This window comes from Clostridium sp. BL-8, assembly GCF_002006495.1.
GTDB lineage: Bacteria > Bacillota > Clostridia > Clostridiales > Clostridiaceae > Clostridium.
Window position 1 is genome coordinate 25,824 of sequence record NZ_LZZL01000054.1, and the last position, 16,621, is coordinate 42,444.

A 16,621-nucleotide genomic window follows, 5' to 3' on the forward strand; every position below is an offset into this window, starting at 1 on the left:
TGTATAAGCATGTAAATTAAAAATAAAATTTTATTTTTGTTATATATTTTTATTTGCTGAAGGAAAGGACAGATGTAATAATGAAAAATAAAAAAATATTATTGATAATAAAAATTGCAATTCCAATTATAATATTAGGAGGAAGTTTTGAAATAGAGAGATATATTAGTGCACGAGTAGAAAAGTTTTCGAATAATATTGTAATAGTAAATGAAGACAATTCGGCATTAGGAGAAGATGACAAGCCTTTAGAAATAGTAAATAGACAATCGTATGGAAATGTAGAAGGTTTTTCAGAAAATTTTGGATTTATAGGTGATGATGAAGCTTTGGTTGGTATTGGATTAAGCCAAGAAGAGTTTTATAAAAAATATCCTAATGAATTTGATACAAGTAATGAAAAGGATGATAAACTTTTTGACGAAGCAAACGATGATATTTATGGTAATATATACAGATTAAAGCTTTCAACTTTAGAAAAAAAGCCATTGCCATTGGGTATAGAAGTGAACAGTTTATGGTCCGATTTAGAACTCAATGTTAATAAGATAACTTACATTAAGGATAACAATTACTTAATATACGATTTAAAAAATGATTCAAGTACGGTTTACAAAAAAGCAAGTGACGTTAAGGAAGACATAGGAAATGTAGAAGGGAATTGGTCAAAGGACGGAAGTTATATAATAAGTTATGATGATGGTGATTTGGATTTATATAATGTTAAAGAGAAATCTTCAAAAAAGCTTAAAGTTAAAAGTGATAATTTATGGATTGGAATAACACCTGGTTTTTACAGTGAAAATGGAGAAAATATATATTTTATTGGTACACAAAATAAAAATAATGATTCAAGATACCAAAGAACAGGAATATTTAAAATAAACAGCAGTAGTCAAAAAATTGAAGAAGTTTTAGTATTACCGTATCGTGATACTCAGAGTTCAGATTATAGTAAAGAAAGCGGTATACCATCAAATGACTATTCTGTATTAGAGGAAGGCAAAAAAATAATATTAAATGCTACGATAGAAGGGAAAGATGGAACTTATATTTATGATGTCGATAGTAAGAAATTCTATAACGTGATTCCACATGTAAATACAGATGCAGAAGGTTCATATTGTTCATCAATTTGGGTATCACCAGATAAGACAAAGGTGGTTTACATTAATAAGGAGTCAGAAGATGGCAAGGATCAGTGGAATTTGTATGCTGCTAAAATAAATGGAAATAGCTTAACAAGTAAAATATGTATATATAAAGGTATTAATTTTCCAAGAACAATTTCTAATGCAGTCCAATGGAGTGGAGATAGTAAAAAGATATTATTTTTTTCAGGCAGTGAAAAGATAGAAAAAAATAATTTTGTTTTTACAGATAAGAATGAGGTTAATATTATTACATTTAAGTAGGATAAAGCTACGAATTGATAGATAAGCTTTCTATCTAATTCGTAGCTTCATCAATATAAAGTCTAAATTTATTCTAATTCAATTCTAGTTATTGAATGAGCTGGGAAAGTATAATTAAAATCCCCGTCTCCTATATTAACATCACTATTATTAATAGTTACATTATTAGGCTGATCTAGTGTATTCATAGAATATATATTTGAGCCATTCATTGTAAATACTTTTGCTTTCTTTGCATGAGTATATTTATCAAAAGCTACCTTTGTTGTTACATCGTTATCTGGACTTTGGTTGACAACTAATAGATCTACATTACCATGATCATCTGTAGTAGCAATTGTTGATAATGTATCTACGCTTGAAGAACTAGCACCTTCTGCAAGTTCAATTTGAGGATTATTTTTTACTTGTGTACCAACCTGCGTCATTCCACCTAACTTAGACATCATTTCAATAGATAAACCTGATGGTGTTGCAACAAAATTATCATCTTTTCCGTTGCTTATAATTGCAGCATTATATCTTCTAGCTGTTGGTGCATCAGCTTCGTCTGGATTAAACGGAGTATCATTAAGTAAAAATCTATGGGCAAGTGGAATACCTATATTTTGATATTGGATAAGTTCACTTGCATTCAAAAGACCTTCTGATAAATTTAAATGGAAAGCTTTATCTCCAGTGCTTGGTACATTTCCTTGGCCATGACCATATGCGGATGGGATAAGAGGAACATGCTTTCCAGCATAATTATCTATTTCGTTCTGCATATTGCTTAATTTAGTTTTTTGGAATCCGGGTGCTATGAATAACTCTTTCGTAAATTCATCTACAGGAAGATTAGTTTTTGGAAAACCGTCTGTAAGTGGGTGATAAGCAACACCATCATATGGATAAGTTGAACCCATTGCTTCAAAAAAACCAGTTTCTCCATCTTGTGCGGCAACCTTAATATTTGGATTGACAGCTTTTAGTGCTTTATAGTAATCAACAAATCCGCCATGAGGCCCTGATTTATATGTAATAGTAATTTTGCTTCCTTCAGCTGGAATTTTACCATGTGTACCATCACCGAATGTAATTTTACCACTCTTATTTTCAATTGTATAAACTTCATCCGTAGGTAAAGCTGTCTTTAAATTATTTGTTTGCTTCCATTCAGTTCCGTTCACATACACTGTTTGACTTTCTGGTAAAACTGGTGGATAACTTGCATAAAAATCCTGATTTGCTGTTCCTGTGCTAATTGATGAGCTAGGAGTCAAATCAGCATAACCAATAGTATCTTGATTTTCAAATAAAGTAGTGCCACCGAAAGCATATAATGCAGATTTTATGTTAGTAGCATTGGTTGTATGTTCGCCTACTTCTACTGGCTTTCCATCACGCCAATGAGTAGCTACAGTCAAATCATCTTCATTTCCAACATCCCACCAATTAAAATCATATGGTTTAGGATGTCCATTTTTTGCTCTTAGATCAGCCCAATAACTTGGATCATTAGGATCAGAGGAAGGATTGTCACTTACTGGAGTTGTCATATAAGCTAAATACTCAGCAGCACTTTGTACATCATCTCTATTTATATTTAGAATCATTACACCTTTAGCTCCAGTTTTGTCAAGTAAATCACCAATTTCATCAGGACCAAAAGTTGAAGGCTGACCTGGTCCGCCATCTCTTGCACGGTTCATAGGTCTTTGATCCATTGGACCAATTGCACGTTTCCAATCAAAGCAAGTTGCACTTATAGTACCTCCTCCATATCTGATTGAAGTAATTCCTAACTGTTTTACCATTTTGGCAAATGAATGATATGCTTTTCCGGTTTTGGGATCAGCAGCACCTTCACCATTCTTCGTCCAATTAATTATAGCGCCAAATAGTTCCGGATTTACCACTTTACCTTTCTCAGATACATTTACAGTGATTTGTGTTGCAGGTTGTTGTTCATCTGCGTAACTAGTGGTTTGCAATGGAATAATAACTATCAATGAGAGAGCTAATAGTAACGTTTTTAATTTGATTCTGTTCATTGTGATATTCCCCCTTAAATTTGTATCCTCTTTATAAGATTATTTAAATTTAGCATTATTTATAAATAAAAATATTAAATTCAGTGTCTATACCAAATATAATAGTAAATTTATAGTTATCTATTATGTTTTGGTGATTGTCTATTTATGTCATAGTTTAACTAAATTTAAATATATGTATAATATTAAATATACTATTTTGCGACAACAATATGCATTAGTACAAATAATAACATATAATATTTTGGCACATGCACAAAGGGTTAGTATTCCTTTTATAGAAATATTTAATACAAGTATATAATTCATGGAGGTTATAAGCGAATGTTTATTGATACTATTATAGAAAAACTAGAGAGGTATGATCCCAAAGTCTACATTAACAATACAAATATAACTTTTATTCAATCTGTAAAATATGTAGAAAATGCCATCATGGATTATGATCCCAATATACTCTATGTAGGAGAGATATCAAATCTTCCAATTGAGAACATTTGCTTGCATGAAGCTAATTTTTTGATTATATCTAAAGATAAATTGTCTTATCCGATAAGGGAAGGAATAAATTGCAATATAATATTTATTTATAGTAATAGTATTGCATCAATCCTTAATTCTACTATAGGTATTTTTTCAGAATATCAAAGAGTAAGTCACAGTGCTTCAAGATTGTTAGAGGCTCTCTCAAAGGATAGTGGTCTTCAGAACATTGTTAATATTGGTTTTGAACTTATTGGAAACCCTATTTTTGTTAGAAATGCTAATTTAAATATACTTGCCTTTACAGAAAATATAGAAGTTGATATTCCAGTATGGAATAATATTAAAACACGAGGTTATCAAATATATAGCAAGTTGCACAAATTTTTAACTAATGAAGTGTTAAGTTCAACAATACCGATATACTTAAAATCGCCTAATAGTAGATTTAATGGTAAAGAAAGAATTGGAAGTGAACTAACTGAAAATTCTAAATCTGTTTTATATGTTAATTTTAAAAATAATAATAAGTTTGCTGAATCAAGAATATGGGCTAATATTTATTCTGGAAATAAATTTTTAGGACAAGTTGTTATACTTGAAGTGTTTAAACAATTTAAAGAAAGTGATATAGCCTTAATAAATCAGTTGAGTGCAACACTTTCTATAGAACTTCAAAAACATAAATATTATGAAACCACAAATGCTGATAATAGAGATTTGTTAATTTTAGATTTGCTAAATGAAAAAATAAAAAATCAGGAAGCCATTAATGAAAATATAAAATTCGCTAATTGGAATTTAAAAGAATGCCTGCGTATTATCAGCATTACTATGGAGCATGAAAAAATATCATTAATCCAATTTAAATTTATTAGAAGATTTTTGGAAAAACTTTTTCCTGGATCTGTATGTGTTTTATATGATGGAAATATTGTTATTGTAATTAATTATATTAGTGATAAAGCATTTCTCGAAATATATTCAGAAAAATTAAATGTTTTTTTAGATGACCAGAACATATTTTGCGGAATTAGCAGGTCATTTTCGAATTTAATTGATGTTAATAGATATTATAAACAGTCGCTTAAGTCCATAGAATTAGGCAGATGCTTAAGGGGAGATAAATTTATTTTTTTCTATGATTCATATGTTTTGCAGCATATTTTTTCTTTATGTTCTAGTCATGAGTCACTTAAAGAATTTTGTCATCCTTCGCTTTCTAAACTTATTAATTATGATAAAAAGTATAATACAGATCATTTAAAAACACTTTATTTATACATAATAAATTTTAAAAATCAAACAGAGCTTGCAAAATTAATGCATGTACATAGAAATACATTATATTATAGAATTTCCAAGATAGAAGAAATAATAAATATTGATTTAAGTAATATAGATGAATTTGTAAGTATTTACTTATCATTCAAGATACTAGAATACATTGGCGAAAGAGTTTCAGGGTACAAATAGAAGTTATAAAAAGTAGATATTAAAAATATGTTCAGGCGTCTATATAGATATCCAAATCAAAAAGTAAATTTATACATGGTAAGAATCCGGCATATACGCGTTACTGTATTCGATGTTATAAGTTAAATTTATAAATTGCTATTATTTTAATATGGATAAATAAAGACTTATGATTTAAATTAGCAATATGATAATAAAATTTATATAGATAAATGCAATCTTAATAATGAACATAAATTTAATGTTTTAGTATAGATAATTACATATTTTTTGGGGGTTAAATTACAAACATATTAAGTAAATACATAAAGGGGAGTAAAGAATTATGAACTATTTTAAAAATTTAAAAATTTCTCAAAAATTGATATCAGCTTTTATTATAGTTGCAATATTAGTTGGTGTTGTGGGTGGGGTCGGATTAAGTAATATGAATAAAATTAACACCAATGCAATAAAAATGCATGATGAAAATTTAAATTCAATACAGTGCTTGTATGAGTTAAGACTTAATTTTGCTGAAATACGCACAGATATTATAAGAATATTATTTCAAGGTAAAAATGATCAGACTGCTGTTTTAGCTAAAGAGATTAATTCTTTATTTGATGAAAGCGATAAGATTATGGAAACATACTCTAATACATTAACTTCTGATGATGATAAAAAAGTTCTTTCTGAATTAAAACAAAGTGCAATCAGCTATAAAGAAGAGATGGATTCAATATCAAAGCTTGTAGTAGAGGAAAATAATTATGATGCTGCTAATGAAAGATTTAAGGGAAATGTTGTTAATGTTAGAAGATCTATAGAATCTACCTTAGATAAATTAATAGATGATAATGTTGCTGCTGCTGATAGCGTTAATACATCAAACCAATTAACTTTCAGAAATTCGTCATATATTACAACTGGTTTAGTAATATTAAGTTTTGTTGTAGCAATAATACTTGGTTTATGCCTATCACTTCTAATTTCAAAACAACTTAAAAAAGTTTTGATTTTTGCTAATGCACTTGGGGATGGTGATTTAACAAAATCAATAGAAATAAAATCTAAAGATGAAATTGGAAATCTTGCAGCTGCATTAAATAATGCAAAAGGCAATATACATAGTTTAATTAGTGAGTTAGTAAATAGCATTAGTGAAATTAGTTCAACAAGTGAAGAACTTTCTGCAACTACCGAAGAAGTATATTCCAAAATGGAACTGGTAAATAAATCTACGGAGCAGATATCGAGAGGATCTCAAGATTTAAGTGCTACTACAGAAGAAGTAAATGCTTCAACAGAAGAAGTAACTGCTACTACCAATATACTCGCGAAAAATGCTACGGATACAATGCGCTCTGTGAATGAAATAAAAGAGCGTGCCATAAATATAAAGAATACGGCATCCAGAAATATAAAAGAAGGAAATTCAATTTACGAAGAAAATCGTTCTAATATAGAACAGGCTATTGAAGAAGCAAAAGTTGTTGAACAAGTTAAAATAATGGCAGATTCTATTGCAGATATAGCAGAGCAAACTAATTTACTTGCTTTAAATGCTGCAATTGAAGCTGCAAGAGCAGGTGAACAAGGAAAAGGCTTCGCTGTAGTTGCTGATGAAGTTAGGCAGCTAGCTGAACAATCTTCTCAATCTGTAGAAAATATTAGAGGTATGGTCTTAAAAATTCAAAATTCAGTTGATAATCTTTCAAAAAGTGGACAAGATATTCTTGCGTTTTTATCTAATAATGTAAAACCTGATTACGAATTTCTAATGAATACAGGTCTTCAATATGAAAAAGATGCTGAATTTATGAGCAATATAGCAAATAATTTTGCAGATTCATCTAATCAAATTGATGAGGTAATAATTCAAGTGAGCAGTGCCATTGAAAATGTATCAGCAGTGGCGCAAGAATCTGCAGCAGGTTCTGAGGAAATATTAGGAAGTGTTGAGGAAATCACTCACGCCATTAATGATGTTACAAAGTCATCTCAAGTTCAGGCAGAACTTTCACAAAAACTTAATCAAATGATACAAAAATTCAAAATATAATATAAAGATTAAGATAAATGTAAGCATCTAAGGAGCATATTATATAATTTCCACCCCAAATTTTTGTTGGGGGTGCTTTAGCTGCCAATCAATGTGAAGGTACATATATGGGGAGGGAAGGCGTTTATTGGTATAAAAGCATAATCCAAACAAATGGTGAAAATTTATAGATATAAAATACATAGTAACAATTTGTTATAGAAAAAGGGATAAATAAAAAACTAAAAGGGGAAAATAGTTATGTTAAAAAGAACTACAAAGAAAATAAGTTTAATAGTTGCAATGATATCAGTAATGACAACAGTCCAGGCAATGGCTGCTGAAGGTTCAAAAGGAAGTGGGATCTCATCAGATGCTACAGTGTCAAATACAGAAATTAAAACTTTAGAAACACTAGAAGGAACTATTGAAAATGCAAAATCCTATGGAAAAGGTGCATTTTTAGTTGATGGATATAAAAGTGATAATGATGAAACAGCAATATATTATTTGACAGACGATGGCACATTTAAAAAGATAGAGAGTAAGGATATAGAGTCTGGAGATACATTGGGGGAGAAGTTGCAAGGAAGGTATGCAGAGATTGTAGATACTAGCGGTAATGCTACATATATAGATTTACAAGATGGATATAAGGTAATAGATGATGATATAAGAGAAACAATGGTTGATAATGCGGCAACTAAATTAAAAAAAGTAATGAAAAAAGATGACCAGGACAGATTTAAGAATGCTTGCTATGATAATACAATTAAGGCGAATCAACTTAATTCTAAAACAACATCTACAATAATAAATGGATCTACTAAATTATGGAGTAGGTATAATTATGCTTTAAATAAAAATTATTCCTATAGTAATGCCAAAAACTATTCCACAATATATGCAGATACATCTGGAAATTATATTGATGGAGACTATAATTTAGGAAGAATTACAGTATCTACAGAAGAAACAACGGGTGCCAGTGTTGCTATTGAAAATACAGATGATATATATGAAATAAAAGATAATGGAATAACTTATGATTTGAGAGCAGAAATTAAAGAAGATCCAACATATATAAATGAGCAAAAAGATCACTTTACCAGAGCAGCATATCTTACAATTTATAAAAAAGTAAAAGGTGAGCCTGATAGTGCATATGTTCCTGCAACTAATGAATTATACATTGGGGATGATAGTAATCATAGACAAAAAGTAACTGATGATAGTTCTGCTAGAGTATTACAAATTTTTTCAAAAGAACCAGCTTCAGATACTATAGATGGAATTAAGTATTCTAAAGATTCAGATATATATTTTATGACAGACGAAAAAGGTGAAAGAGAAACTTTATTGGGATTTGGAGATAAATCCAAGCTAAGTGGTGCAGAAACTGGTTCTGGAGCTATTCAATTTAATGATAATACAGGCTTTGTGAGTGCTTATATTGACAAAAAGAATAATAGAATATATGGAGAACATTTTACACCTACTAAAAAGAACGGATATAAATATTTAGATATAGACAGCTATAAAGAAACAGATATAGAGGGTCCGCAAGCATATGGAGCATCAAATGGAAACTTAAGCTGTTTAAGTGATGGTTACCTAAAATTTTGGAATGGTAAAGATTTTGAAAAAAAATATAGAGTAGATGGTTCTTTTGATAATTTATCAATGAATGATAAAGACAGTGTAATTATGTGGAATGAAAATAAAGGAGTATATTCGGTTTTATATAATAAGGCGCCGGAAAAAGGTGATGCAAACATATCAGGAAATGAAGTTAAAACAACTACAGACGCTCAAGTTAAAACAACTACAGGAGCTCAAGTTGGATGGGTTAGAAATGTTGATTCAAGCTGGTCCTATATTAAACAGGATGGAAGTAATGCAGTTGGATGGCTTCAAGATCCTATAAGTAGTGTATGGTACTACATAGATGATAAAGGCATAATGGTGAATAATAAATGGATAAAAGATAATGAAAAATGGTATTACTTAGATTCGTCTGGGGAAATGCTTTCGAATACTACTGTTGATGGATACATATTAGGTTCTGATGGTGAGTGGATTCAATAATATTATAATCTTTATAATATTAGTTGATGGCAGATTTCAAATGTTACGCTTAGCCTCAATTATAAGACCTACAAAAATCTAAATTAGATTTTTGTAGGTTTTTTTAGTTTCCAAGTTATATAAAGAAAATCTTGTTTTAGATAAATTCAAATATGTATTTTTAACTAGTATGAAAGCAGATTTTAATTGTATTGAAAAAGTTGCTTAGTAGCATATAGAAGTCTAATTATCATTTATATCTAATTTGTTAATCATCATATCTCCATATTTGACCATATCGTTAATACTGAGAGGCATATTATTTTCAACCCACCAAATAGATAAACTAACCATTGCGGATGAATAAAATTCTGAAAGAATGGGTACAGGAATTGAAAATATTAGTCCATTACTTTCATCATTTTCTAATTTAGATTTTGTACGTTCAACTACTATTTTTTGAAGTACTTTTATTGCGGAGCCATTATTTAATAAGCCGACTGAATACATCTTTATATTTTCCTGCATATGTTCTAATAGAAGTTTAAATAAATTTACATAGTATTGCCTTGGATTATTAGCTGGAGTCTCTTTAGTGCTTTTTTCTTCAAAATTTTGAACCAATTGACTAATTAAAGAATCAAGCAAATGATATTTATCTTCAAAATGTTTATAAAAGGTAGTTCGATGAACCATTGCTTTATCACAGATATCAGTAATGCTTATATTATCGAAGTTTTTTTCAGCAAGTAAAAGTGTTAAAGCATCAAATAATAGTTTATGTGTCCTTCTTATTCTTAAATCAAGAGTTTTGCTGTTAGCCATAAATTCCTCCTAAGGAAATAATCTACACATATGTAATTATGCAGATTAACTGTATAGATTAGAGTTATTGTTTCTTGATAACCTCCATACAACAGTATATAGTATTTGTTATACAACTGTAAAGTTTGTATACATGTGTAGAATATAAAAACTGTATTTAAATATTTTAATAATGAAGGGGTGGATATTAATGAGGCGACATATAAAAAATCTGATTGCTGTTGGAATTGTAGTAAGTATTATGAACAGTAGTATTGTAGGAATATTTGCAGAACCAGCATCTATAGAAAGTCTAAATACTTCAAAATCAGCTCAAGCTAATACTGATAGTGGAGAACCTATAAGTATTGATCAAGATGTACAAAATGCTGGAAATAAGAAAATTCTAAAATTAGATGATGCAGTAAATGCAGCAATAAACAATAGTGATAAGTTCAAGCTAAAATCAACAGAAATACAGTATTATCGAAATAAAGAGGATCTTCAAAAGAAAAGTACCGACTTTAATAAGTCCTTAGCAGCAGATAACTACTCTGATGATGTATATGATTATCCTTACGATAAACTTGAATTGCAGGAAAAGCAGACAAAACAATCAAGGGATTTTATGGAGGATCAAATAAGAAGTGATATTACCAATAAATATAATGATATGGTTTTAAAGCAAATTGATATAGATAAAGCAAAAAGAAACCTAGAATTAAAGAAAAATGATTTAACTTATTTAGAAGGAAAGTTGTCGCTCGGAATGGCAACAGAGAATCAGGTTACTGATGCTGAGGTTGAAATAAAATCATTGCAGGATGATATAACAGCTAAAGAAAATACGTTAAGTGATGCTAAAGATTATTTTAAAGTATTAACAGATTTGGATTTGAAGAATACTTATATACTTGATTATGACATGGATTATACAAAATTTAAAATAGATGGTTCAGTTGATGAGTATATAGATAATAATCTTAACAACTATTTTTGGTATGATGATAAAATATTAGATTTAACTAAAGACTATATGAAAGACTTGAAGGATGAGGGAATAAAAGACATCATGAATAAAGATATGCCAATAGCACCCACACAGTCTGATTATGTTACAACTGATGCGAATGGCAACGCTACATTAGATTCGGGTAAATATGCTTTAGCTTCACTGGGGTACGAAAAAGAAGAATTAAACTACTATACAGATCTTACAAGTTATGAAAAATATTTAGATGGTAAATATGAATATGATGAATCAAAAGTTAAGCTAGATGATACAAAAAAGACTCTTAAAAATATTTTAGAGCAAAATTATTCAACACTTCTTGATATTGAAAATAAAATAGAGAATTTAAAGGAGCAGGTTAATTCAACAAATGCTAAACTGGGATTTGCAAAAGCTCAAGTAGATATGGGACTAATGCTTCAAAATGATTATGATAAACAAGTTGTAGCAAGTGAAGACTTAGATACTGCTTTAAGAAAACTTGTTTATGCACATAATAACTTAAGAGATAGTATTCAAAGTCCATGGATACTAAGCAATGAGTAATTTTTTCTAAGTGAACAAAGATATGGAGAAAAGAAACTTGATAAATATTATTTTGTACACATGACATGGCGAATATGAGGAGGATATATGAATAAGAAGATAATAGCTATTTGTTTAGTATTTTTTAATTTTACAATGTTAAGTGGATGTAGTAGTAAAAATGATGCAAAAGCAGATGTAAAAACTTATCCAGTGAAAATTTCAGAACTTCAAAATGAAAGTCATTCAAGCACTTTAGAATATGAAGGTATAACAGGTGGAAGTGAAGTAAGAAAACTTTCTTTCAAAAGTTCTGCTAAAATATCAAAAATATATGTTACAAAAGGACAGCATATAAATAAAGGAGACAGCCTTGTTGATTTAGATAAAAGTGATTTAAACTTGGCAGAAAGTGCAGCACAAGCTCAAATGGGTGCAGCACAAGCCCAATATGATAAAGCAGTAAATGGAGCACAGGCTGAGGATATAAATAAAGCTCAGATAGCAGTAAAAAATGCTCAAGATAACTATGATTATTGTAAGGATTTATATGATAAAACTGCTAATTTATATCAAATAAAAGCAGCTACTGAGCAGCAGGTCAATGATGCAAAAAATAAATTAGATGGATGTGAAAGTGCATTGAATGCAGCAAAAGAAACATTAAATCAGCTTCAAAATGGAACAAGGGCAGAGGATAAGCAGGCAGCATTGGATCAATTAAATGCTGCAAAAGCTGATTATGATTCAAAGGTTAATTTAGTTCAAGATGCATCTCTTACAGCAGATGAAGACGGTTATGTAGTAGATATCCTTTGCAAAGAAGGAGAAATGCAACAAGCTGGTTATCCAGTTGTATTAATTAGAAGTGAAAATCAAGTTGTTACTGTAGGATTATCTGATGATGATGTAAAGAAAGTACAGGCAGGAACAAAAGCAGAAGTTAAGATAGATGATACTACTACTGATGGAGAAATTATGAACATAGTTCAAGCACCTGATAAACAGAGTGGAACGTATAGTGCAGAAATCAAAATTTTAAATCAAATAGATAATAATAAATATTATATAGGTGAGTCTGTGAAAGTTAATATTGATAATGGAGAAGAGAGTGGCATATGGATTCCAATTAGCAGTATTTTAAACGATGGCCAAGATTATGTTTATACAGTAGAAGATGAACGTGCTGTTAGGAAAAATGTAACTTTAGGAAATACAAATGAAAATGAAGTATGTGTAGATGGATTAAAAGCTGGAGATAATCTTGTTACTGAAGGTATGAAAAATATAAAAGCTGGATATCAGGTTTCAGCAGAATAAAGGAGGATGAATTATGGGACTTATTAAAGCGGCTATAAATAATAAAAAAGTAGTATTGTTTTTAGTAATTATAGCTATTTTAAGCGGCTGCTATTGCTATTATATTATTCCTAAACAGGAAAGCCCGGATGTTTCGTCTCCAGCAGCAATGATTACAACTGTTTACCCAGGAGCTTCTTCTAGTGATATAGAAAGTTTAGTCACAAAAAAAATTGAAGATAAAGTTGAAGAAATAGATGGTTATGATTATGCTGAATCTTATTCCGAAAATAGTGCATCTATCGTTATTCTTTACTTAAATAATGATGCAGACAAAGATAAAGCGTGGAGAGACTTAAGAGATAAAATAAAGGACGTAAAGTCTGATCTTCCAGATGGATGTCAAGATAGTGTAATAGATACAAATCTAACAGAAACTGCTGGTACAATTTTAAGTGTATCTGGTGATAATTATACATATGAACAATTAGGAAATTATGCAGATGACATAAAGAAAGAATTAAGTGGGGTTAGTGGTATTTCTAGATTTGATATAAAGGGTAAACAAGACAAACAAGTAAAAGTTGATGTAGATTTAAGTAAAATAAATAAATATTCCATTTCACTTGAAGATGTATGCGGAGTATTAAAAGCACAAAATATAGATATTCCTTCTGGAAATTTAGATTTAAAAACTGGAAAAATAAAAGTGCAAACACCAGGGAGTTTTACCTCACTTAAGGATATAGAAGATACAATTGTTGGAGTTTCAACAGATACTGGACAAACTATAAAGATTAAAGATATAGCAAATGTTCATATGGATTATGATGATGATTCTGATTATAAATACACTAATAATGGGGAAAATGCAGTATTACTTGCAGGTTATTTTCAAGATAATAAAAATATAGTTTTAATAGGTAATGATGTAAGAAAAAAATTAGATGAGATAAAAAAACAATTACCACAGGATTTAAAGGTAGAAGAAGTTACTTTTCAGCCTAAGGATGTAAATGAGTCAGTTTCTTTCTTTATGGAAAACCTTAGAGATGGTGTAATTCTTGTCGTAATAACTGTTCTTATAGGAATGGGATTTAGAAATGCAATGGTAGTATCAGCAGTAATTCCAATATCTATTTCTATGTCATTTATTGCTATGGACGCTCTTGGAATTAAAGTGCATCAAATGTCTACTACGGCACTTATTATAGCACTTGGAATATTGGTAGATGATGCAATTGTAATAGGGGATGTTGTACAAGTAGGAATTGATAAGGGGATGAGTGGAGATGAGGCTGCTTTTACAGGCATAAAAAAATTATTTGTGCCGGTATTCACATCTACATTAATTATTGTTGGTGCCTTTTCACCACTTCTAAATATACCTGGTGCAGTTGGGGAATTTTTAAGAACTTTACCTCAAGTAGTAATGATATGTATTATTTGCTCATATATATCTGCACTGTTTATAACTCCTGTTATGTCATCCATATTTTTTAGGAAAAGTAAAAATTCTAATAAGGAAAGTATAGTTAGAAAGATGTTCCTTAAATTTTTGACATATGGACTTAAGCATAAAAGGAATGTTATTATAGTGGCCTTATGTCTGTTTATGGGATCTATAGGTTTAATGAAAACCCTTGGTATGCAATTTTTCCCTTATGTGGATAAGGATGTGATATATATAGATGTTTCTAATGAAAAAGTTGAAGATATAGATAGTACAGGTAATTTAGTAAAACAAATAGAAGATGTCTTAAAATCGCAAGCAGAAGTTACAGGCTATACTTCGGCTATAGGTGGTGGAATGCCTAAGTTTTATATTACTTTGCCTACAGTAGCACCATCAAAAGATACAGCTCAAATTATGGTGAAAATAGACTTGAGTAAAACTAAAAAATTTGATACAAGGCAAAAGTTAGTTGAATATTTACAAGGTGAATTAGATAGTAAAATATCTGGGGGGACTGCTACAGTAAAGCTTTTGGAACAAGCACAGCCAATAGGAGCGCCTATTCGTTTAAGACTTACAGGAGATGATTTAGATAAGCTTTATGCAGCTTCAGATCAAATACAAGAAAAATTAAGAAATATACCTGGAACCTTAAATATAAGAGATGATGCGGCAAAAAAGACTTATGAATATGAAGTAAATATAGACAGTACTAAAGCATCAGAGCATGGTTTATTAAAATCTGATATAGAAAAGCAGATAAACATAGCTTTGAAAGGATATAGTAGTTCTGTATATAGGAAGAATGGTAGTGACTATGATATATTGGTTAAAAGCAATATTGCATCAGTAGAAGATTTAAAAAATTTACAGATAAAATCAAGTGTCACAAATAATAAGGTATTGTTATCAGAAGTAGCAGATATAAATCTTAATTCTGAGCTAGATCAAATAAAGCATTATAAAAAAGATAAAACTGTAACAGTATATAGTGATGTAAAAACTGGATATAATGCTGTTAATATAGAAAATGCATTAAGTGAAGAAATAAATAAAATGGACTTAAACGGTGTACAGGTTCTTTATGATGGAGAAAAGCATGAAATACAAACAAACTTCACGAGTCTTGGCGTAGCTGGAGCTATATGTATACTGATAATTTATATAATTTTATTTGTTCAATTTAAATCTTTCCTGCAGCCACTTGTAATAATGTGTGCGCTTCCACTATCATTAATAGGAGTAACAATAGGACTTATGCTGTTTAAGATGCAGCTATCTTTGACTGCTGTAATGGGAATAATAAGTTTAATTGGAGTAGTTATAAGGAATGGTATTCTGCTTGTGGAATATATAATTGAAGGTAGAAATGAAGGTTTTTCCATAGATGAAGCATGTTTAAATGCTGTAAGTCAAAGATTTAGACCTATAATATTAAGCTCAACAGCAACAATTACAGGGCTTATACCTCTTGCATTTTCTAAGAGTGCATTATTTGGGCCTATGTCTGTAACTATAATGTTTGGGCTTGGATCAGCAACTTTTCTTACCTTTGTAGTTGTTCCAGTGGTATATTCACTTGTGAATACTAAGTTAGAAGAGAAACCGAATATTAAATCAAGGATAGATAAATTGAACTTTAAATCATTAATGTCTTGGAAAAGGTATAGGAGATAATAAAACTAAAGACGAATTAACTTAGATATTCATATAAATAGATTGCAGATTCGGATAATTTATGATCTTTTTTACAATTCATATTAAGGTCTTTGAAATTATTAGTTTTCAAGGGCTTTAAGATCAAAGTTATCCATTAGACAATAAACAGCACTCTTTTTGTGGTGTCTAAGGCACAGAAATATTAAGTAAGAGGAAACTAATTAGAAGTTTGCTACATTATGTTCATGATATTCAGGCAATCTGGTTTTGTGCTTATCAAAGGTTGAAACTTAATCAAAATATATTTAGTATAGAAATAAATGGTAATGAAGAAAAAAGTGTTATCATGAAAACGTAGTCAAGAAGTTT

9 protein-coding genes are annotated in these 16,621 nt (G+C 29.8%); 7 read left to right on the top strand and 2 right to left on the bottom strand.

Going from position 1 to position 16,621, the window contains the following annotated elements:
- Positions 1-80: 80 nt before the first annotated feature.
- A complete protein-coding gene (locus CLOBL_RS17625; RefSeq protein ID WP_077860237.1) occupies positions 81-1,415 on the top strand; it encodes a hypothetical protein in 1,335 nt (444 codons plus the stop codon).
- Between the two features lie 68 nt (positions 1,416-1,483).
- Here CLOBL_RS17625 and CLOBL_RS17630 read toward each other — a convergent pair whose 3' ends face one another.
- Positions 1,484-3,448, bottom strand: coding sequence for an alpha-L-arabinofuranosidase C-terminal domain-containing protein (locus tag CLOBL_RS17630; protein ID WP_077860238.1), 1,965 nt, complete (start codon positions 3,446-3,448; stop codon positions 1,484-1,486).
- Positions 3,449-3,772: 324 nt separating this feature from the next.
- On the opposite strand from CLOBL_RS17630, the gene CLOBL_RS17635 reads away from it, so the two are divergent.
- The 3 genes from CLOBL_RS17635 to CLOBL_RS17645 all read left to right on the top strand — a co-directional run bounded on the left by CLOBL_RS17635 (position 3,773) and on the right by CLOBL_RS17645 (position 9,518).
- On the top strand, positions 3,773-5,407 hold the full coding sequence (locus tag CLOBL_RS17635; protein WP_077860239.1) for a helix-turn-helix domain-containing protein: 1,635 nt from the start codon (positions 3,773-3,775) through the stop codon (positions 5,405-5,407).
- 325 nt (positions 5,408-5,732) lie between these two features.
- Positions 5,733-7,451 (top strand): methyl-accepting chemotaxis protein, encoded by a 1,719-nt coding sequence (locus CLOBL_RS17640; RefSeq protein ID WP_077860240.1) that lies wholly within the window; start codon positions 5,733-5,735, stop codon positions 7,449-7,451.
- A gap of 240 nt (positions 7,452-7,691) precedes the next feature.
- Positions 7,692-9,518, top strand: a complete 1,827-nt coding sequence (locus CLOBL_RS17645; protein WP_077860241.1) for a hypothetical protein — start codon at positions 7,692-7,694, stop codon at positions 9,516-9,518.
- Positions 9,519-9,740: 222 nt separating this feature from the next.
- Here the strand turns inward: CLOBL_RS17645 and CLOBL_RS17650 are convergent, their stop codons facing one another.
- A complete protein-coding gene (locus CLOBL_RS17650) occupies positions 9,741-10,322 on the bottom strand; it encodes a TetR/AcrR family transcriptional regulator (protein ID WP_077860242.1) in 582 nt (193 codons plus the stop codon).
- Between the two features lie 190 nt (positions 10,323-10,512).
- Between CLOBL_RS17650 and CLOBL_RS17655 the strand changes: the two genes are divergently transcribed.
- The 3 genes from CLOBL_RS17655 to CLOBL_RS17665 all read left to right on the top strand — a co-directional run bounded on the left by CLOBL_RS17655 (position 10,513) and on the right by CLOBL_RS17665 (position 16,270).
- Positions 10,513-11,859 carry a TolC family protein gene (locus CLOBL_RS17655; RefSeq protein WP_077860243.1) on the top strand — a complete coding sequence of 449 codons (1,347 nt, stop codon included), beginning with the start codon at positions 10,513-10,515 and terminating at the stop codon, positions 11,857-11,859.
- Between the two features lie 87 nt (positions 11,860-11,946).
- Positions 11,947-13,158 carry an efflux RND transporter periplasmic adaptor subunit gene (locus CLOBL_RS17660; RefSeq protein ID WP_077860244.1) on the top strand — a complete coding sequence of 404 codons (1,212 nt, stop codon included), beginning with the start codon at positions 11,947-11,949 and terminating at the stop codon, positions 13,156-13,158.
- 13 nt (positions 13,159-13,171) lie between these two features.
- Positions 13,172-16,270 carry an efflux RND transporter permease subunit gene (locus CLOBL_RS17665; protein ID WP_077860245.1) on the top strand — a complete coding sequence of 1,033 codons (3,099 nt, stop codon included), beginning with the start codon at positions 13,172-13,174 and terminating at the stop codon, positions 16,268-16,270.
- Positions 16,271-16,621 lie beyond the last annotated feature (351 nt).

Bases quoted from the DNA above. Each gene is read 5' to 3' on its own strand.
- CLOBL_RS17630 (WP_077860238.1), bottom strand. From the start codon at position 3,448: ATGAACAGAATCAAATTAAAAACGTTACTATTAGCTCTCTCATTGATA.
- CLOBL_RS17640 (WP_077860240.1), top strand. From the start codon at position 5,733: ATGAACTATTTTAAAAATTTAAAAATTTCTCAAAAATTGATATCAGCT.
- CLOBL_RS17665 (WP_077860245.1), top strand. From the start codon at position 13,172: ATGGGACTTATTAAAGCGGCTATAAATAATAAAAAAGTAGTATTGTTT.
- CLOBL_RS17660 (WP_077860244.1), top strand. From the start codon at position 11,947: ATGAATAAGAAGATAATAGCTATTTGTTTAGTATTTTTTAATTTTACA.
- CLOBL_RS17655 (WP_077860243.1), top strand. From the start codon at position 10,513: ATGAGGCGACATATAAAAAATCTGATTGCTGTTGGAATTGTAGTAAGT.
- CLOBL_RS17635 (WP_077860239.1), top strand. From the start codon at position 3,773: ATGTTTATTGATACTATTATAGAAAAACTAGAGAGGTATGATCCCAAA.
- CLOBL_RS17650 (WP_077860242.1), bottom strand. From the start codon at position 10,322: ATGGCTAACAGCAAAACTCTTGATTTAAGAATAAGAAGGACACATAAA.
- CLOBL_RS17645 (WP_077860241.1), top strand. From the start codon at position 7,692: ATGTTAAAAAGAACTACAAAGAAAATAAGTTTAATAGTTGCAATGATA.
- CLOBL_RS17625 (WP_077860237.1), top strand. From the start codon at position 81: ATGAAAAATAAAAAAATATTATTGATAATAAAAATTGCAATTCCAATT.